Source organism: Paenibacillus sp. Root52, from assembly GCF_001426865.1.
In the GTDB taxonomy this organism is placed as follows: domain Bacteria; phylum Bacillota; class Bacilli; order Paenibacillales; family Paenibacillaceae; genus Paenibacillus.
This window is the reverse complement of record NZ_LMFO01000029.1, coordinates 285,589-306,297: the sequence shown is the minus strand read 5'-3', so window position 1 is coordinate 306,297 and position 20,709 is coordinate 285,589. Positions and strand designations below refer to the sequence as shown.

Genomic DNA, 20,709 nt, shown 5'->3' with positions numbered 1-20,709 from the left:
CGATGCGATAACTTCACCCACTGTACGGCATACATGGCATGCCCGTTAGTAGAATGTTTGCACCTGACAATCTACACACAGGTCACGAATGTTACCGCCATGATACGCAAGACCTATGAACGCATCCCGCTTGCGGTGAGCTTAGCATCGCAAACAGGAATGCCCTTACACGACAGGAACGCGGACACAGGCTGGTGTTCACACCTGGTTTATCGTCCCCCATGATTTTCTTTGTCTATCGAACCTTATGCATCTCTTCAAGCGTATAACCGTTATCCTTGAACTTGTTCCTCTGCGAAACCGTATCTAACAACAGGCCAAGATTATATATTACATTAAGCTTGTGAAGAACGTTCAACAATCATTGGCTGTAGCTGTTTGCCATCCAATGCACTCCAGCAAGCTTCTGGAATCAGTTCCATCTTGGCTACTAACGAATTAGGCTTCTTCACCGGGTCATCCTGCCCGAACGGCACAAAATACATGTATTTCGCTACAAGCAGTTTGGCGATGTTGGCCGCATTCAGACCCAGACCATCATTCGTAGAAATAGCGAGTACGACAGGACGCTGATTGCGCATCTGCGCTTTGGCTGCCATCAGCACAGGACTATCGGTCATTGCATTAGCGAGCTTACTCGTCGTATTCCCTGTGCAAGGAGCGATAACGAGTACATCCAGCAATTTGGAAGGCCCTAACGGTTCCGCCTCAACAATTGTAGAAATAATATCATTACCCGTTATATCTTTCAACTGTTTCTGCCAATTCTGAGCCGTTCCAAAACGTGTATCCGTCGTTAAAACTGAATTGGAAATAATAGGGACCACATTTGCGCCTTCAGCTACGAACCGGCTAATGACCGGCATAACCTCTTCAAACGTACAATGAGACCCTGTAATTGCGTAACCTACCGTTTTTCCCTGCCAGTTCATTGTTCAACCTCCCGTGCGTTTTGTTCTTCCAAAAGCAAACGGATCAGCGCGTCGGCAATAATACCGCCAGCCGTTTTGGGAGCAACTATACCGGGGAGGCCAGGCGCTAGCAGCGCCTTCATACCGCGTTTCTCAGCATACCGAAAATCGCAGCCGCCAGGGGCAGATGCAAGGTCGATAATGACTGCTTTTTGCGGCATTCTGGACAGGATTTGTGCTGTGATTATCATAGTCGGTATCGTATTAAAAAGCAAGTCAACTTCCCCGGTTTGAGCAGCCAAATCCGTTGTCATAAAAGGCTTCCAGCCCATAATTGTCGCGCGAGCAACATCCTCTTCACGCCTGATTCCAACCCGCACATTTGCTCCAAGTCCCTGCAGTGTTTTGGCCATTGTGAATCCCGTACGACCCAAACCAAGCACAATACATTCCGATCCGTGGATCGTGAAGTCCGTCTCGCGAATCGCCATAGCGATAGCGCCCTCTGCTGTCGGAATAGAGTTATAGAGCGCAATATCATCACGATTTAACACTTCAACTAAGCGCAGCCCATTCTCTTGACACAGATTACGTAAGAATGGTTTAGCCATGCCTGTAAAGACAATGCAATGCTCCGGCAATGCCGCAACATGCTCCTTTTTTAGAAAAATCGGCAACTCACTGAATGACGTATTCACTTTACCCTGGTCATCACAACCTACGACGGGTAGAACCAATACATCTGCGGAAGCGAATACTTCATCATCCAATTCCTGAAGTTCAATTCCCGGAATAGAGCACTCCAGTTTGTCGAATCCAACCACGGTTACCGTAGCATCCAACTCTGCGCACTTTTGAATGACTTCAAGCTGCCGCGCATCTCCGCCCAGGACTACTATCCGGACACCGGTCAGCATCGGGACGTCACTCCTTTCACCACACGTATGCCTTATCGTATGCAGTTGCCTACATAGGGGTGAAAACACATTAAAAAAGAGCCATCCCACTGTCTAGGGATGACTCTTCCTTATCCGTTCATATGCGCATACCTGGTCATCGCGATCAACTCCACCAAGAATGCATATGTACTTCATTTATTTGCCTGTATGGCCGAATCCGCCTTCTCCACGAATCGTTTCCGAAAGCTCACTCACTTCAGATAACTCCACTGCAGGTACCGTTTGGAAAACGATTTGAGCAATTCGCTCACCTCGTACAATAGTAAATGGCTCTTGCCCAAGATTAATGAGCAGCACCTTTACTTCTCCACGATAGTCGGCATCAATGGTGCCAGGTGTGTTCAGACACGTAATCCCGTGTTTGAATGCAAGTCCACTACGTGGACGGATCTGTGCTTCAAGTCCTGCCGGCATAGCCATTGCGAGACCTGTTGGAATAAGTGTACGTTGACCCGGTTGCAATGTAACTTCTTCCTGTAATGCGGCTACTACATCAAAACCGGAAGCAAGCTCCGACATTTTTTGTGGCAGCTTAATATCTTCATTGCCCGGTAGCTTTTGAATTTGAACGTAATGCAACAAAATCATCCCTTCTGAGTCCAGCTATAGATCGATCCGAAGCCCCAACCATCGCAAGAGCAAAAGGCTCGGCGAACATCAGGTCTAGTACAGCATCGATATCATCCATGGTTACTTGTTCAATTTTGGCAATCATTTCATCTAACGTATGATGTCTGCCCAGCATAAGCTCGTTTTTACCAAGACGGTTCATACGACTGCCCGTGCTCTCCAAACTGAGAATCAGACTTCCTTTGAGCTGCTCTTTTCCTTTACGTAGTTCATCTTCGGACAAACCATGAACTGCCAGATCATTAAGCACCTCTTTTGTCAGATCCAATACTTCCTTCGTCTGTTTCGGTGCAGTACCTGCATAGATTGTGAAGAGCCCGCTGTCCGCATGAGAGCTATGATAGGAATAAACTGAGTAGGCCAAACCACGTTTCTCCCTAATTTCCTGGAATAGTCGAGAACTCATTCCCCCACCAATGGCGTTGTTCAACACAACCATAGCGAATTGAAGCGGATCACCAATTTTGCAGCCTGGGAAGGAGATACAAATATGATTCTGTTCGGTTTTTTTCTTGTGGAAAAGCTGTCCACTCTGGAACTTAGGCTCCGTAACTTGCTCGGCAACCCCATTCACATCGAATTCACCAAAATGCTTTTCCATTAATTCAATGACACTGTCATCAATATTACCAGCAATACTAATGACGGTATTTTCAATGGTATAGTGCTCTTTCATATATGCACGCAGATGGCTCGAATCCATCGTCTTGAGACGTTCTTCCGTACCTAAAATCGGATAAGCCAGCGGATGCTCGCCATAAGCAGCAAGTGCCATAAGATCATGCACCATATCATCTGGTGTATCTTCGTACATCGATATTTCTTCAAGGATGACATTCTTTTCCTTACTTAGTTCACCCTCATCCATTTTGGATCGGAAAAACATATCAGACAATACGTCTACTGCAATCGGCAGATGTTCGTCCAATACTTTTGCATAATAACAAGTGTATTCTTTGGAAGTAAAGGCATTAACATTACCACCAATAGCATCAAATTGCTCCGCAATCGCTTTTGCATCATAACGATCTGTTCCCTTGAACAACATATGCTCAATAAAATGAGAAACCCCGTTGCTCGCAAGCTGTTCGTTACGCGAACCTGTTTTGACCCATATACCAAAAGACACGGAACGACAGGTCGGAATCTGTTCCATGACAACCCTGAGGCCATTGCCCAGCTGAATTTTTTTCACGGTTGGCCCTCCTACATCTCTATAATTGTCCTCATCTCAATAAAACTAAAATTGAAATCGACATTTGGTTCCAACTGTTTGATATTAACAAAAAAACATCGTTCACTCAACCGCCTTAGCCTTCACCCGCTCCGAAGACAAGGTTTCTGTGACGGTACCTAAGATAAGTCCTTTGGCTCGAATAGAATCAATCATGCCTTTTAACGCACCTGAGGAAGCAGCCGTTGGGTGCATTAGGATTAAGGTTCCAGCATCCACGTTTTTCGCAATTTTGGCTACAACAGACGCTGAGCTTGGTTTACGCCAGTCCACGGTATCCAGTGTCCATAGCACCGTCTGTAAACCCATGCTGGAAGCAATATCTACCGTTTTTTGATTAAAGTCTCCAGATGGAGGTGCAAACCAACGATTTTCTACCCCCAACGTCTTTTGCAGTAAATCTTGAGTTTTGCTGATCTCCAGCCTTGCCCGTTCTGCACTCAATCGACTCATATTGGGGTGGGAATACGCATGGTTCGATAACTCATGTCCACGTTTTTGAATCTCTTTTGCAAGTTCCGCATTTTTGCTTAACCAACTACCATCCAAGAAAAAAGTCGCTTTGACATGCTCTGCATCGAGTGTATCGAGCATCGGGACAATATATTCATTCCCCCAAGCTACATTAATCATAAAAGATACCATAGGCTTCTCTGGGTTACCGCGGTATATCGGATGTGCTCCTAGATCCTTGAGACCAATTTCCGGTTCCGTTTGCCGATAAACATACGAAATTTTGGTGTTCAGATTTCCCCCAAGCGCCTTTCGATACGTAGCCTCCACATCAATCTCTGTTCCATTATATCCGGGAATTGCTTTCCATACCCGATCTACTCTGGCATTCATTGGAGCGATTTTGGTTTCAGCCGCTTTTTCCCGAATAGCTGTTAACAAAGCATCTTCACCCGTAGCCTCTTTAAACATGTCAAATGCATTTTGAGTTCCCGGTCCATCACGGATCTCCGTGATGTATGTACGAACACTGTCTACTTGTCCGACCAATATAACCGTGATTATACCCGCCAGAACTGCAGCCAGCTTTTTAGACTTTTTTCTCACAGCTCCATCCTCCCGCCGTCTTTGTCCCCATCATATGAGGACAAGGGCAAGAATATGAATAAAACACACTGCTTGCTATCGCTTTTCTTGCAGTTTTCCGTGGATGAAACCTATTTTGGGCGTTAAAAAAAGAGCCAGAAATACAACCTTCTGTCTCTTCATTCAATGAACCTTTATAACTTAAGCTGTAAACTTAAGATTGAGCCGGAGCTTCTGCCGTCAATACAGCTTTACGTGAAAGGTTGATGCGACCTTGTGGGTCAATTTCCGTTACTTTAACCGTAATGGAATCACCAATAGCTACAACATCTTCCACTTTGGCAACACGTTCTGTGGACAATTGCGAGATGTGTACCAGACCTTCTTTATTCGGAAGAACTTCAACAAATGCACCGAATTTTTCTACACGTTTTACTTTGCCGACGTAAATTTCGCCAACCAGTACTTCACGCACGATCCCTTCGATGATTGCTTTCGCTTTATCGTTCATTTCCTGATTAGAGGAAGCAATAAAGACACGTCCATCTTGTTCAATATCAATTTTAACACCGGTTTCCTCGATGATTTTATTGATAATTTTACCACCTGCACCGATAACATCACGGATTTTGTCCGGGTTAATGTGCATCGTAGTGATTTTAGGAGCATATTGTGACAACTGCTCACGTGGAGTTTTCATTACTTCAGTCATTTTGCCCAAGATGTGCATACGACCTTCTTTGGCTTGAGCCAATGCTTCAGACAAAATTTGACGATCAATACCATCAATTTTGATGTCCATTTGAATTGCAGTTACACCTTCAGGTGTTCCAGCCACTTTAAAGTCCATGTCGCCCAGGTGATCTTCCATACCTTGAATATCGCTCAAGATTGAAACATGATCGCCGTCTTTGATCAGACCCATAGCGACACCGGCTACTGGAGCTTTAATTGGTACACCAGCATCCATCATTGCGAGTGTGCTCGCACAGATACTTGCTTGTGAAGTGGAACCGTTGGATTCAAGTACTTCAGATACAAGACGAATTGTGTATGGGAAGTCTGTTTCGGAAGGAATCACTTTTGCCAAGGCACGTTCACCTAGTGCACCATGTCCGATTTCACGACGACCAGGCGCACGCAATGGACGAGCTTCACCTACGCTGAACGGTGGGAAGTTGTAATGGTGCATGAAACGTTTGGTTTCTTCCAGACTGATGCCATCCAAGATCTGAACATCACCCAACGCACCAAGCGTACAAATGCTAAGTGCTTGTGTTTGACCACGCGTAAACAGACCAGAGCCATGCGTACGTGGCAACAGGGATGTATCACATTCAATTGGACGAATTTCAGCCAGGCCACGACCATCCGGACGAACCTTATCATGTGTAATCAGGCGACGGACTTCTTCTTTTACAATATCGTGAAGCACTTCTTTTACATCTTTGAGCAGTTCAGGTGTTTCGATATATTTCTCTTCGAAGTAAGCAACCGTTTCGTCATTCACTACATCAATTGCATCCTGACGAGCATGTTTCTCCGCAATTTTAACTGCTTCAACGAGACGTGCACTCGCAAATTCACGAACACCGCTATTTACATCAGCGTTAACTGCATGCAGTTTCACAGCCATTTTTTCTTTGCCAGCTACTTCTACCAGTTGTTCAATCACAGCAACAATGTTTTTGATCTCATCGTGACCAAACATGATTGCTTCCAGCATGATTTCTTCTGGCACTTCGTTAGCTTCAGCTTCAACCATCATAATGGCATCTTTCGTTCCAGCTACCACAAGCTCGATCTCACTTACTTCAAGCTGTGCAATCGTTGGGTTAATGATGAATTCACCATTAATACGTCCCACTTTCACACCACCGATTGGCCCGCTGAATGGAACATCAGAAATGCTCAATGCAGCCGACGTACCGATCATCGCAGCAATTTGTGGTTCACAGTCCTGATCAACACTCATAACGATGTTGAGAACTTGAACATCATTACGGAAGCCTTCTGGGAACAATGGACGAATCGGACGGTCAGTCAGACGGCTGGCAAGGATCGCCTTTTCACTCGGTCTGCCTTCACGTTTGATGAATCCCCCAGGAATCTTACCTACAGCGTACAATCTCTCTTCATAGTTAACCGTCAATGGGAAAAAGTCTAAATCTTTTGGTTCGCTGGAAGCTGTAACGGTACACAATACAACGGTATCTCCGTACGTCACCTTAACCGCAGCGTTAGCTTGTTTAGCTAAACGACCTGTTTCAAGCACAAGCGTTCTTCCACCAAGTTGCATTTCAACACGCTTTTCCATGAAATCCCTCCTTTTAATCGTTCCTAACACAATGGATTCTGCATCTTCACAGTATTTCCTGCTTGTCCAACATTCATTAGCATCGGCAGGTTTCAACATCATTAACAGGACAACAAGCCCTCTAGCAAAACAAAAGCCCCTTGCGGAGCTCCCATCTACAAATATATGGCAACATGTTCATCTACAAAACAACCCGGCTGTAGGTTCCGCTTGTCCTTTTAGACAAAAGGAAGGCGGATAACAGCCAGGTTGGTTTTGAAAACATGTACGATAATTAACGACGCAATCCGAGTTTCTCGATCAATGCGCTGTAACGTTTAACATCTTTGTTTTTCACGTAAGCCAAAAGCTTACGACGTTGACCTACCATTTTCAAAAGTCCACGACGTGAGTGGTGGTCTTTCTTATGCGTACGCAAGTGGTCTGTCAAACTTCTGATGTTTTCCGTAAGGATAGCAACTTGCACCTCTGGAGATCCTGTATCGGACTCGTGAGTTTTGTGCTCGTCGATCAGTTGTTGTTTACGTTCTTGAGTCAATGCCATCCTATTCACCTCCTTCATATAATCGCCATTAGCCTCGTAACCGCCGGTGAGAGCATGCAACCAAGCTAAGGTTGTCTGTTGTCTCAATCGACAACGTAGTACATTGTATCATAGTTCGTAGGCTAAAGTAAATCTCAACCTACATTTTGTTTCATTTTTTAGGATAACAAACGAGCAGCCGTCAATGCATCCTCACGGATCTGGCTGATCAATGCATCAATTGAGGCAAATTTACGCTCTTCACGAATATAGTGAACAAGCTCTACCTTCAATTCCTGATCATACAACTGCCCTTCAAAATCAAGCAGATGCACTTCAAACGTAGGCTTCATGCCGCTTTCGTGGAAAGTCGGCTTCACACCTAAATTCATAACTCCACGCAGCATCTGTTCTCCATATTGCACTCGAACTGCATATACACCTTTGGCTGGAATTACATAACGATCCAACAGTTCAAGGTTAGCCGTTGGGAAACCAATGGTACGACCACGCTTTTCCCCATGAATCACGGTTCCTCGGATACTGTAAGGTCGACCCATCCACTGACTAGCTTCATCCATTTGCCCACGTTTGAGCAATCCTCGGATGAGGGAACTGCTTACCTTCTCCCCGTTTAACAAGAAAGGAGGTACTGTCTCAACCGTCATGTCGTTACCGCCTAACGACCGAAGCAGTTGTTCGTCGCCTGCTCCTTGATGTCCAAACCGGAAATCAAAACCGACAACAGCCGTACGCGTCTGAAGTGGCAACAACAGATCGTGAGCGAATTGCTTCGGAGTCAATTTGGAGAATTCGTCGTTAAATTCGACAACATATAGTATGTCTACGCCGAGCCCAGCCAGGATCTCTTCTTTGTCTCGCAGTGGAGTCAAATATCCTTCGTAATCGCCTTTGCGCATAACTTCCTTCGGATGAGGATGAAAGGTCATTACCGCCGCTTGCACACCAGTTTCACGCGCAATGCGGACAGCTGACAAAATGACGCTTGCATGTCCGAGATGCAGTCCGTCAAATTGACCAATAGCTAGCACTTGGGGCTGTGTATGCAGCTCATCGGAAGTCAATGTCTGCGGATATGTTAGCATTACGGTTTTCACAATCATTCACCTGCATTTCACTTGATAGACAGAGCTTATCATCTACACAGTCTAAACTCAAGATCCGTTATTCGGGCAAAAACACCTTGACTGCTCTGACTGTCGCTTTAAGTTCGTCTCGTTCAAAAATGCCCAGGAACGTCCCATCCTGGGTGTATAACCGCAGAAGGCCAGGTTGTTCTACAGGTGGCTCTAACAAACGCGCAGACAACTTCTGACCCTGAAGAGCTCCTTTGGCTAGTTCATCATTAACCGTGTGTGAAGGTATAAAGTCAATTGCTTCGTCTACTGGTATGAACGCTTCGGTTATTGTATTCTCTGCCATACGCTGCTCAACCTCTTCAATTGTCAAACAACGATCTGCGGGAATCCCTGCCGACATGGTGCGTTCGAGCTGTACCATCGTGGAAGGATAACCTAACTCACGCCCAATATCCACACATAACGTTCGAATATACGTACCTTTAGAACACAATGCACGGAATGAGATATCCGTTGTGTCTCCATGAGTCTCAATCCCGGTGAATTCAAGCTCATAGATCGTCACTTCGCGACTTTTGCGTTCGACAGTTTTTCCTTCACGTGCTAGTTCATATAGACGTTTTCCATCCACTTTGAGAGCTGAATACATCGGTGGAACCTGAGAGATCGTACCCTGAAACTTCTCTAGCGCCAGACGTACCTGCTCCTCCGTCACGTTGACAGCTTCTTCCGAACGCTCAATGACTTCACCTGTCATGTCCTCTGTATCTGTCGAAAGACCAAGACGTAGTGTAGCCACATACTCCTTAGGCAGTTCCTGCATATACTCAACCACCCGTGTTGCACGTCCAAGACAAAGCGGAAGAACCCCCGTAACCTGTGGATCTAATGTTCCTGTATGTCCGATACGCTTCATTTTCAGAATACGCCGTAGCTTCGCAACGACATCATGTGAAGTGTAACCTGCTGGTTTATATACCGCTAGTATTCCTTCAAACGGTTTTACCATTGTGCATTCACCTGCTTCAGTACCTTAGCTACGATGTCTTCCAGCATACCTTCCAGTCGGCAGCCTGCAGCAAGTACATGGCCACCCCCACCAAATGTTTGTGCAAGTTCAGCTACATCGACTTTACCTGCAGAGCGAAGCGATACTTTTACGGCTGAATCATTAATGACTTTGAAAAAGATCCCTACTTCCACACCTTGAATATTACGTGGGTAGTTCACAATACCTTCAAGATCTTCATTAGCCGCGCCACAAGTAATCATATCTTCAGGCGTGACAACAACCCAAGCAATCTTGCCATCATCCGTCATTTGCAGGCTATTTAGCGCCTGATTCAAAATACGAACTTGAGGAAGAGTAACTTGCTCTAGTAACGTCTGAGCTAGGTAAGGACCGTCTACACCATGTTCGAGCAACTTAGATGCTGTTGTCATTACATTTGGACTTGTGTTGGCATAACGAAAACCACCTGTATCGGTTAATAACCCCGTATAAATGGCAGTCGCTGCATCTTTATTCAACGTCACTGGAAACAGACTTACCAAATCAAACAAAATCTCTGCCGTTGCTGCAGCATCTGATTTAATAATATTCACAGTTCCGTATGCATTATTGGTTGGATGATGATCAATATTTAAAATGACTGCATCCTCTTCAAAATAATGACGAGTCAAGCCTACTCGTGCAAAATCAGCACAGTCCACACAAATGACTGCTTTAAATTTTCGCGCTGGTGGTTGTTCGGTCATGTTCACGATGTCATCTGCTCCCCATAAGAAGCGCATACGCCCGGGAATTTCGCCTTCATTAATCATCGTGAATGTCTTGCCCAGACATGACAGCAGCCAGCCCACCGTTACCGTCGAGCTGACTGCGTCACCGTCCGGCTGTACATGCGACACGACCAGGTAATCATCATGCTCCAGTAGAAATTTCTTTCCACTTTGAAGCGCCTGTTCATAAGTGTGCATTGCCGTCTCCTCTATTCTGTTACTGGGATTCGTTCTTGTCTGAACCAATATCGCCAAGTAGCTTCTCAATCCGGCTACCATAAGCGATGGATTCGTCGATCTTGAATATCAACTCAGGAACGTGGCGGAACCGGATACGCTTGCCCAGCTCAGAACGCAAAAATCCATTTGCTTTTTCCAGAGCTTTGAGCGAGTTATCCTTCTGTTCCTGTTCACCGAAGACACTCAGATAAACTTTGGCTTGCGACAAGTCGCCAGTTACTTCAACTCCCGTTACGGTAATAAAACCGATCCGTGGATCTTTCAGTTCTGACTGGATGAGCACACTGAGTTCTTTCTTGATCTGCTCGCCCACTCTACCTGTACGAATCTTAGCCATTGTTGTTCACCTCATGCTTCCTTGCTTATCGTTGTACGCTCTCCATAATGAAGGCTTCGATAACGTCGCCTTCTTTGAGATCATTGTATTTATCCAGCGTGATACCACATTCGTAGCCTTGAGCTACTTCTTTAGCATCATCTTTGTAACGCTTCAAGGAATCCAGTTTGCCTTCGTAAAGGACGATGCCATCACGAATCAAACGTGCCTCTGCGGAACGTGTAATTTTACCTGAAGTAACCATACATCCAGCAATTGTACCCACTTTACTGATCGAGAATGTGCTCCGAACTTCAGCATGACCGATTACTTTTTCTTTGTAAATCGGGTCAAGCATACCTTTCATTGCTTGTTCAATTTCTTCGATAACACTGTAGATAACACGATGCAGACGAATGTCTACTTGCTCTTGATCTGCTGTGGTCTTCGCTTGGTTATCTGGACGAACGTTGAAACCAATCACAATCGCATTAGATGCGGCTGCCAAAATGATATCGGATTCTGTAATCGCACCAGCACCACTGTGAATGATCTTCACGCGCACACCTTCAACCTCGATTTTAGCAAGGGAACCTTTCAATGCTTCAACCGAACCTTGTACGTCACCTTTGATGATTACGTTCAAGTCTTTGATTTCACCATCTTTGATGTGTTGGAACAGATCATCCAACGTTACGCGAGTGTTTGTACCCAGATCGGATTCACGTTGTGTAATCGCACGCTTATCAGCGATGGAACGAGCTTTACGCTCATCTTCAAACACCATAAACGGATCACCAGCACCTGGAACCTCAGTCAAACCTGTGATTTCTACAGGTGTGGAGGGTCCTGCTTCTTTCAATCTGCGACCTTTGTCATTCACCATCGCACGCACACGACCGAAGCAGTTACCAGCTACGAATGCATCTCCGACTTTCAATGTACCGTGCTGTACGAGGATACGTGCAACTGGTCCCCGTCCTTTATCCAGCTCGGCTTCGATCACTGTACCACGGGCACGTTTGTCCGGGTTCGCTTTGTATTCATTCACTTCCGCAACGAGCAAGATCATCTCAAGCAGACCTTCTAAACCGATTCTTTGTTTCGCAGAAACGTTAACAAAGATTGTGTCTCCGCCCCATTCTTCTGGAACGAGTTCATAGTTAGTCAACTCTTGCTTCACTTTATCCGCATCTGCACCTGGCTTATCGATTTTGTTAACAGCTACGATAATCGGTAGGCCTGCTGCTTTGGCATGGTTGATTGCCTCAACCGTTTGTGGCATAACACCATCATCAGCGGCTACGACGATAATTGTAATATCCGTAACTTGAGCTCCACGTGCACGCATCGCTGTGAACGCTTCGTGACCAGGAGTATCGAGGAACGTAATTTTTTTGTTGTTAATTTCAACTTGATAAGCACCGATATGCTGCGTGATTCCGCCAGCTTCGCCGCCCGTTACGTTAGTAGAACGAATCGCATCGAGCAATGTTGTTTTACCATGGTCAACGTGACCCATGATCGTTACAACTGGAGGACGGGATTGAAGATCTGCTGGATCATCATTCTCTTCTACCGTTTCGAAACGATCATCTTCAAGCACAATCTTCACTTCAACCTCAACGCCGAATTCGCCTGCAAGCAGAAGAATAGTGTCAATGTCGAGTTCTTGGTTGATTGTAGCCATGACGCCCATGCCGATGAGTTTTTTGATAACTTCAGAAGCATCTTTGTGAAGCAGCTTAGCAGTCTCACCTACAGTCATGTCACCGCGAACGATGATTTTCTTAGGCGTGTTATCAATTTTCTCACGTTGTTGGTACTGTTGTTGATTTCTGTTGCGATTGTTTTTTCCGCCACGGTTGCCACGGAAGTTACCACCACGATTGTCGTCATAACGACGACCGCCGCCACCGCTGTTAGAACGGTTGCCGCTGTTGTTATTATTACCTGAGTTGCCTTGTCCGCTTCTGCTGCGTTGGCCTTGGCCTTGCCCTTGGCTTTGACCTTGGCCGCCAGTGCGGTTGCCACCAGTGCTACCACTGCTTGGTCCTCCGCTTCTTGCTTGACCGCCACCGCTATTGTTTGGACGTTGTTGTCCTGAACCTTGCGGACGGGATGAAGTACTGCTTTGTCCGCCTTGAGCTGGTCTTGGACGGTTAGTCGATTGTCCTCCTTGGCTGGAGCCTTGGGAAGAGTTTGTTCTGTTGCGGCTATCTTGGCCGCTAGGTCTTTGGGAGCCATTGTTATTGTTGGAATTTGGTCTATTGTTCATACCTACCTGCTTTTCCTGTTGTATTTTTTTTAGTACGGGACTACCGGATGAATTACTGTCACTCGGCGTGTTCACTCCGCCGGCCGGCTTGCTGTTGTCCACTGTTTTGTTGCTACCCACTGCGGAAGTAGCAACTTGTTTTGCTTCGTTACTTTGTTTTGAGGCTGCAGTGGATTTTATATCTTTAAAAAATTGTTCCACCTTACCCACTGATCCATTCTCCATGACACTCATATGATTGTTTACGGGAATATCCAGCTTTTTAAGAATGGTTATAATTTCTTTACTGCTCATATTAAGGGACTTCGCATATTCATAAACCCGCAATTTATCCTTGTTTTCCTGTTTACTCAATATACTCCACCTCCGACATTATACCGACTTGCTTGGAGATCATTTTTGCAAACCCCCGGTCCGTTACTGCAAGGACAACCCGCGTTTCTTTACCGATACTTGAACCTAAACTATCCCGGTCAAATCCGATTACGAGCGGAACTTTATACGTTCCACATTTGTCGCGAAATTTCTTTTGTGTATTGGCCGAGGCGTCGCCCGCAACAATAACCATTTTAGCTTCGGAAGAACGGACTGCTTTGAGCACAATTTCTTCACCTGTTACGAGCTTACCTGCACGCATGGAAAGTCCTAGATAAGACAAAGCCTTATTATTCATCATCTTCACGCTCCTGTGCAGCTTTGAATGCATCCTCTACCTTAATAAAGTCAGCAGCCAATTGCTCATAAATTTCTGGTGAGACCTTGCCTTTCAGCGCCCGATCCAAAGATCGGTTTTTGAGTGCAAGCTTAAAACAGGATTCTTTACCGCATAAATAAGCACCACGTCCGGATTTTTTGCCAGTTAAATCAATTAGCACTTCATCCTCTGGCGTTTTAACGATTCGGATCAGTTGCTTTTTAGGCATCATTTCCTGGCACGCCACACATTTGCGCAGCGGTACTTTTTTGGTTTTCATACGTTAACGCCCCCCGTGCTTTACTTTAGTCGACGGAGACGGAATCTTGATGCATTTCCGAAGAAGAATCTTTTTCTCTGCCGAATTCCTGTTCCGCCTGGCTCTCGCTCTTAATGTCGATTTTCCAGCCGGTCAGCTTGGCTGCCAATCGGGCATTTTGACCTTTGATCCCGATAGCGAGGGAAAGTTGATAGTCAGGAACGATAACCCGAGCCATCTTTTCTTCCTCAAACACTTGAACTTCCAACACCTTGGAAGGACTCAGTGCATTAGCCACATATTCGTCCACCTGATCGGAGAAACGAACGATGTCAATTTTTTCACCGCGCAGCTCACCCACAATGGTCTGCACGCGCATCCCTCTAGGACCTACGCAAGATCCAACTGGATCTACTTCCTCATTACGGGAATGCACAGCAATTTTGGAGCGGAAGCCAGCTTCACGGGCAACGGATCTAATCTCAACTACACCGTCGAAAATTTCAGGAACTTCCAGTTCAAAGAGGCGTTTCAACAAGCCCGGGTGTGTACGGGACAAAATGATTTGTGGCCCTTTGGTCGTATTCTCGACCTTAGTGATGTAGGCTTTGATACGATCACCATGAACAAATTTCTCATTCGGCATCAATTCGGTCAGCGGTAAAGCCGCTTCGATTTTGCCCAGATCGATGTAGATATTGCGCAAATCCTGACGCTGCACTACTCCCGTAACGATATCCTCTTCCTTATCAACGAAAGCGTTGTAGATCAGGCCACGTTCAGCTTCACGAATCCGCTGGGTCACTACCTGTTTGGCAGTTTGTGCGGCGATACGGCCAAAATCGCGCGGCGTTACTTCGATCTCCGCAATATCTTCCAGCTGGAAGTGTGGGTTGATTTCTCGTGCAGCAGGCAATGAAATTTCAGTACGTGAATCCAGGACTTCCTCCACGATCAGTTTACGAGCATATACCAGGATAACCCCAGTATTGCGGTTCATATCAACACGCACGTTCTGAGCGGTGTTGAAATTCCGCTTGTAGCTGGAGATCAGGGCTGCCTCGATCGCTTCAAACAGCACATCCTTACTAATCCCTTTTTCACGCTCCAACTCATTCATTGCTTCAATAAAATCCATACTCATGACTGTTGATCCCCCTTTCAAACATGGCATCTCATACGTAAAACGGCGAAAGGCTCTGAACTCCTGAGCACCTTGCCGTTATCGTGAGATGTGTCTTTTTCATTAATAAAGTGAACAAGGCACTTAAAACAAAATAGCTAGGCGCGCACTGGCAACCTTTTCATAAGAAACGGTATGCTGTTTCTTGCCTGCTTCGATCACGAGTGTTCCGTCATCAAAGGAAAGTAACTTACCTTCAAATTCCTTCAATCCATTCACCGGCTCGTAGGTTGTTACAAACACATTTTTGCCTACGGATTTGGCAACATCCTCTGCTTTTTTCAGTGGACGTTCCGCACCGGGAGAAGACACTTCAAGGAAATAGACGGTAGGAATCGGATCGTTCTCATCCAGCTTGGCGCTCAACTTTTCGCTGATCAAGACGCAATCGTCGATGTCGATGCCACCTTCTTTGTCGACATACACCCGTAAAAACCAGTTGCTGCCTTCTTTGACGTATTCGATGTCAACCAGCTCGAAGCCTTGTTCATTCAAGTAGGGTTGGATCATTTCTTCCACGGTATCTTTAATGTTCGTTGTGCTCAAAACCGATAACCTCCAACTTAGGTTAAACCAGCATCATCGCTGGCAGATGATTAAATACCCAAGATTCTTGTATACCAAAGACTAAAGAGTGGGTTTCCCCACTCTTCAGAAATTCGTACTATCTCGTTCACTTCAGAAATTATAACATAGTCTGGTAATAGTGACAAGTAAGCGATCTTTAAGGCAATTTACACACTAATGAAGAAAAAATTACGAGTTGACTTCAACCATGCTTTCCCAGTAAGAGTTACATTAGAAAAGAGATAGTTGATTACTCTCGGGAAGCCCCCGGAAACACCCCATATTCGACAGTAGCTCTACAATCGTTTTAGACGCCTTAGACTTCTGCTGGAAGTCCTCAATCGACAGGAACTCACCATGTTCTCTGGCACCTGCGATATTACGCGCAGCATTGTCACCAATTCCAGCCAAAGCGGAAAATGGAGGAACCAATGAGGTTCCATCTACGATAAACTTAGTTGCTTCAGAACGATAAAGGTCGATCGGCTTCAGAGAGAATCCACGAGCCGTCATCTCCAGCGCCATTTCGAGGATTGGTAGCATGTTTTTTTCTTTTGGTGGTGCTTGGAAGCCTAATTGTTCGATTTCTACGATCTTCTTATAGATCGCTTCATACCCCTGACATACTAGTCCAATGTCAAACTCATCTGCACGTACTGTGAAGTATGTTGCATAATATTCGATTGGGTGATAAAGCTTGAAGAACGCAGTACGAACTGCGGAAATAACATAAGCAGCCGCGTGGGCTTTAGGGAACATGTACTGGATCTTAAGACAAGAATCAATATACCATTGCGGTACTTTGCAATTTTTCATCTCATCAATCCATTCTTGTGGCAAACCTCTACCCTTACGTACACTTTCCGTAATTTTAAATGCCAAACTTGCATCCATTCCAGCTTTATAAATAAGGAATAGCATGATATCATCCCGACAACCAATTACGGTTTTGATGTTACATGTTCCGTTTTTGATCAGATCCTGTGCGTTACCTAACCACACTCCTGTTCCGTGAGACAGACCAGAAATCTGCAGTAAATCGGCAAACGACGTTGGCTGGGATTCAATTAACATCTGACGCACAAATTTTGTTCCCATCTCCGGTACTCCAAATGTGGCAACAGGAGAACGAATCAGTTCAGGCGTTACACCAAGAGCTTCTGTAGAGTTGAACATACTCATGACTTTCGGATCATTCATAGGAATTGTCGTTGGATCGATTCCTGTCAAATCCTGCAGCATCCGCATCATTGTCGGATCATCGTGTCCTAAGATATCGAGTTTCAACAGATTTTCTTCAAAAGCATGATAGTCAAAGTGCGTCGTTTTCCACTCTGCGGTAACATCATCTGCCGGGTATTGTACTGGGGTTACATCTTCTACTTCAATGTAATCTGGTACGACGACGATCCCGCCGGGATGCTGTCCAGTACTCCGTTTTACGCCCGTACATCCTGAAGCTAACCGATTCAGTTCGGCTCCGCGCCACTTTTTATGATGCTCTTCCTCGTATTTCTTGGCAAATCCAAATGCAGTTTTCTCAGCTACGGTACCGATGGTTCCGGCACGGAATACACTCTTCTCACTAAATAGTACCTTGGTATAGTTATGGGCATGAGGCTGGTAATCACCTGAGAAGTTCAAATCGATATCGGGAACCTTATCCCCTTTAAATCCAAGGAAAGTCTCAAACGGGATATCTTGACCTTCACCCTTCAGGGTGTTTCCACAATCCGGACACTCCTTCGCAGGAAGGTCAAACCCGCTCCGAACACTACCGTCAAGGAACCATTCACTATGTTTACATTCGGAATTAACACAGATATAGTGCGCAGGTAATGGATTAACCTCAGAGATGCCAAGAAACGTAGCAACAACCGATGAACCGACCGAGCCCCGAGATCCTACAAGATAACCATCTTGGTTCGACTTTTTAACCAGCCGTTCGGATATGAGGTAGTTGGCAGAAAAACCGTATTTAATAATCGGAATCAGTTCTTTTTCCAATCGTGCGATAATGACCTCTGGTAGATCCTCTCCATAGATTGACTTGGCCGTATTATAGCAGGTGTTACGAATTTCTTCGTCTGCACCTTCCAGAATTGGAGTAAACAGCTTATCCGGGAACAACTTGATCTCCTCAAACCGGTCAGCAAGTTCAATGGTATTGGTCACAACAACCTCGTACGCCTTATCTTGACCTAAGAATTGGAACTCTTCCAGCATTTCATCCGTTGTTCTCAGATGGGCATCGGGCTTCCGCTGATCTTTCAACGGGCTAAAACCTGTAATACCGTGAATTGTAATATCCCGATATAGCTTGTCGCGTGGTTCCAAATAGTGAACATTGCCCGTCGCTACAACCGGTTTCTCCAGTTTCGCACCAATATTAATGACTTTCTGTATCGCTGTTTTGATCTCTTCTGGGGTCGCAACCAGCCCTTTATCAACCAAATGCATATACATCGTCAGTGGTTGAATCTCGAGAATGTCATAAAACTCTGCAATCTCCTCAGCTTCTTCGAGCGATTTATTCAGCACCGCTTCGAAGAACTCACCTTTTTCACAGCCAGACAAGATAATCAGACCTTCACGTAAATTGACTAGTTTCGATTTAGGAATGCAGGGCACTCGTTTAAAATGCTCCGTATGTGAAAGAGAAACCAATTTATAGAGATTTTTCTTACCAATATCATTCAGTGCATAGATTCCGCAATGGAATGGACGCGTATTCGATAGATCGACACCAACATAATCATTCAGACGATCAAGCATCGTTAGCCCTTTTAGCTGAGCTGCATCATGTACCAACCCATTGAGAATACCTGCGAGCGCAATCGTATCGTCAATCGCTCGGTGATGGCTCTCTAGAGCCACTTTATATTTGTCTGCGAGTGTATTAAGACGATGGTTTTTCATTTTTGGGTAGAGCAATCTTGCTAGTTCCAGCGTATCAAGCACAGGATTCGTTAACTCAGGCATACCTAATTGTTTTAACGAAGCTTGAATGAAGCCCATATCAAAACGTGCGTTATGAGCGACCAACACGCCATCCCCTGCAAATTTCACAAAGTCTTGAATGACAGGTTCAAGTTCTGGAGCGTCTTTCACCATATCATCATTGATGTTGGTCAATTGCTGAATGTTATATGGAATTCGTTCGTGTGGGTTCACAAACGTAGCAAAACGATCAATCTCTTTGCCATCCTCTATCTTTACTGCTGCAATCTCGATGATTTTATTCTGCGTTACAGACAGACCGGTGGTCTCAATATCAAAAACGATATACGTTGTGGCTTTGAGATCCAATGGCTGAGGATTCAAAACGACGGCCACGGAATCATTCACCACGTTGGCTTCTAGCCCATAGATCATCTTAATCCCGTTTTTCTTAGCTGCTTTTGCTGCCTCCGGGTATACTTGAACACCACCATGATCACTCACAGCAATGGCTTTATGTCCCCACTCTGCTGCAGTTTTTACATACTTATCAATAGAGGTCACTGCATCCATCGTACTCATGGTAGAGTGCAAATGGAATTCCACCCGTTTCTCGGTAGCTTTATCCTTGCGAGATGGCGGTGCCTTTACTTCAACCAAGTCTGAAGGAATCATAGCAAGTTCAGGGATCTGCATGAAGCGGTCATATTCAACACGACCACGCACTTTCACCCATTTCCCATTCGCTAGCAAACTAAGAATTCGGACATCTTCTTTTGTTTTCGCAAACATTTTCATCTGCATGGAATCCGTAAAGTCTGTAAGATAGAAGGTAAACAACGTGTTACCATTACGCAATTCCTTACGATCCAGTCCAAAAATCGTCCCTTGCAAGGTGACCTTCTTCTCTTCATCTTGAATTTCCTGCATCGGAACAGCGGGTTCCTTAATGTCATATCCCATCTGCAGACGGACATCCCCTTGCTCTTCTTCTTCAGGCATCTCAGGCTCTACCTCACTCATCATCTTCTCAATGACCTGACGCTCTTCTTCCTGTTTTTTAAGCTGGAACTGCTCTAATGCCTCTTTGTTGCTTTCCATCTGACCCACTTGCATTTTAACTTTCAGAGATGTATGGAAATACGTCTCATAAAAACGTGTAATCGCCTGATCAATTTGCTTCTTCTTTGCAAGCTCCATCGATGTTGCATCACTCATAGTTAATTGCAGTAAGTCCGCTTCACATTCAAATTTGGTGCGGCGCAACCAGCCATTAACCGATGGGATTTCACGAGCAACCCATTCATGGAACAAATTCCAGTACTCACTTACAATATCTGTAGACAAGACAGCATCACTATATTTAAAGACAAATGAAATTTTGGCAATATGGTTCATTTTCTCCTGAATATGCAGGCAGAATGTGCGGTAGATCGGAGCAGGCACCAAGGTATCCTTAGCAATTAAAATAGTCCAGTCTCGATTACTACGGCTTGTTTCCACCTGTTCAATCCAACCATCCATAAAATATGGCTCAACGAGCCCCGCTGGAAGATCCGTCTGTTTCATCAATAATTCAAATCTTTTTCTCTTCTCCTCGAATCCACTCATAATGTTCCTCCTCGTTGCCCTTCAAAGCATGAAAAGCCTCTGTAATCAAAAATGTCCCCGATCCGAACGGCACCGACTCATTTTATCCGACAGAAGCTTTTCATTCCTACCTTAACCAGCAAACATC

17 protein-coding genes are annotated in these 20,709 nt (G+C 45.2%); all 17 read right to left on the bottom strand.

Annotated elements, in window-relative coordinates:
* Positions 1–335: 335 nt before the first annotated feature.
* Positions 336–932: a dipicolinate synthase subunit B gene (locus ASD24_RS22385; protein WP_056700684.1), complete on the bottom strand. Its 597-nt coding sequence runs from the start codon at positions 930–932 to the stop codon at positions 336–338.
* The gene (dpsA, locus tag ASD24_RS22380; RefSeq protein WP_056700682.1) at positions 929–1,828 is read right to left on the bottom strand and encodes a dipicolinate synthase subunit DpsA; all 900 of its coding nucleotides are present in this window, start codon (positions 1,826–1,828) and stop codon (positions 929–931) included. The genes ASD24_RS22385 and dpsA overlap by 4 nt, the downstream gene beginning before the upstream one ends.
* A gap of 177 nt (positions 1,829–2,005) precedes the next feature.
* Complete coding sequence (gene dut, locus ASD24_RS22375) at positions 2,006–2,452, bottom strand: dUTP diphosphatase (protein WP_174715284.1); 447 nt, start codon at positions 2,450–2,452, stop codon at positions 2,006–2,008.
* Positions 2,412–3,695 carry a M16 family metallopeptidase gene (locus ASD24_RS22370; RefSeq protein WP_056700680.1) on the bottom strand — a complete coding sequence of 428 codons (1,284 nt, stop codon included), beginning with the start codon at positions 3,693–3,695 and terminating at the stop codon, positions 2,412–2,414. Before ASD24_RS22370 ends, dut begins: the two co-directional genes overlap by 41 nt.
* Positions 3,696–3,797: 102 nt before the next feature.
* The gene (locus ASD24_RS22365; RefSeq protein WP_056700678.1) at positions 3,798–4,793 is read right to left on the bottom strand and encodes a polysaccharide deacetylase family protein; all 996 of its coding nucleotides are present in this window, start codon (positions 4,791–4,793) and stop codon (positions 3,798–3,800) included.
* Positions 4,794–4,986: 193 nt separating this feature from the next.
* Positions 4,987–7,089: a polyribonucleotide nucleotidyltransferase gene (pnp, locus tag ASD24_RS22360; protein ID WP_056700675.1), complete on the bottom strand. Its 2,103-nt coding sequence runs from the start codon at positions 7,087–7,089 to the stop codon at positions 4,987–4,989.
* Between the two features lie 274 nt (positions 7,090–7,363).
* Positions 7,364–7,633 carry a 30S ribosomal protein S15 gene (rpsO, locus tag ASD24_RS22355; RefSeq protein WP_056700672.1) on the bottom strand — a complete coding sequence of 90 codons (270 nt, stop codon included), beginning with the start codon at positions 7,631–7,633 and terminating at the stop codon, positions 7,364–7,366.
* A 158-nt stretch (positions 7,634–7,791) separates the two neighbouring features.
* The gene (locus ASD24_RS22350; RefSeq protein ID WP_056700671.1) at positions 7,792–8,730 is read right to left on the bottom strand and encodes a bifunctional riboflavin kinase/FAD synthetase; all 939 of its coding nucleotides are present in this window, start codon (positions 8,728–8,730) and stop codon (positions 7,792–7,794) included.
* 67 nt (positions 8,731–8,797) lie between these two features.
* Positions 8,798–9,721, bottom strand: coding sequence for a tRNA pseudouridine(55) synthase TruB (gene truB, locus ASD24_RS22345; RefSeq protein ID WP_056700669.1), 924 nt, complete (start codon positions 9,719–9,721; stop codon positions 8,798–8,800).
* Positions 9,715–10,692 (bottom strand): DHH family phosphoesterase, encoded by a 978-nt coding sequence (locus tag ASD24_RS22340; protein ID WP_056700666.1) that lies wholly within the window; start codon positions 10,690–10,692, stop codon positions 9,715–9,717. The genes truB and ASD24_RS22340 overlap by 7 nt, the downstream gene beginning before the upstream one ends.
* Positions 10,693–10,711: 19 nt before the next feature.
* Positions 10,712–11,071: a 30S ribosome-binding factor RbfA gene (gene rbfA / locus ASD24_RS22335; protein ID WP_056700664.1), complete on the bottom strand. Its 360-nt coding sequence runs from the start codon at positions 11,069–11,071 to the stop codon at positions 10,712–10,714.
* 25 nt (positions 11,072–11,096) lie between these two features.
* Positions 11,097–13,682: a translation initiation factor IF-2 gene (gene infB, locus ASD24_RS22330; protein ID WP_056700662.1), complete on the bottom strand. Its 2,586-nt coding sequence runs from the start codon at positions 13,680–13,682 to the stop codon at positions 11,097–11,099.
* Positions 13,675–14,004 (bottom strand): YlxQ family RNA-binding protein, encoded by a 330-nt coding sequence (locus ASD24_RS22325; RefSeq protein ID WP_145046357.1) that lies wholly within the window; start codon positions 14,002–14,004, stop codon positions 13,675–13,677. Before ASD24_RS22325 ends, infB begins: the two co-directional genes overlap by 8 nt.
* Complete coding sequence (gene rnpM / locus ASD24_RS22320; RefSeq protein ID WP_056700658.1) at positions 13,994–14,302, bottom strand: RNase P modulator RnpM; 309 nt, start codon at positions 14,300–14,302, stop codon at positions 13,994–13,996. Before rnpM ends, ASD24_RS22325 begins: the two co-directional genes overlap by 11 nt.
* A 25-nt stretch (positions 14,303–14,327) precedes the next feature.
* Positions 14,328–15,425, bottom strand: coding sequence for a transcription termination factor NusA (gene nusA / locus ASD24_RS22315; RefSeq protein ID WP_056700656.1), 1,098 nt, complete (start codon positions 15,423–15,425; stop codon positions 14,328–14,330).
* Positions 15,426–15,548: 123 nt separating this feature from the next.
* Positions 15,549–16,010 (bottom strand): ribosome maturation factor RimP, encoded by a 462-nt coding sequence (rimP, locus tag ASD24_RS22310; protein ID WP_056700654.1) that lies wholly within the window; start codon positions 16,008–16,010, stop codon positions 15,549–15,551.
* A 252-nt stretch (positions 16,011–16,262) separates the two neighbouring features.
* On the bottom strand, positions 16,263–20,582 hold the full coding sequence (locus ASD24_RS22305; protein ID WP_056700652.1) for a PolC-type DNA polymerase III: 4,320 nt from the start codon (positions 20,580–20,582) through the stop codon (positions 16,263–16,265).
* Positions 20,583–20,709 lie beyond the last annotated feature (127 nt).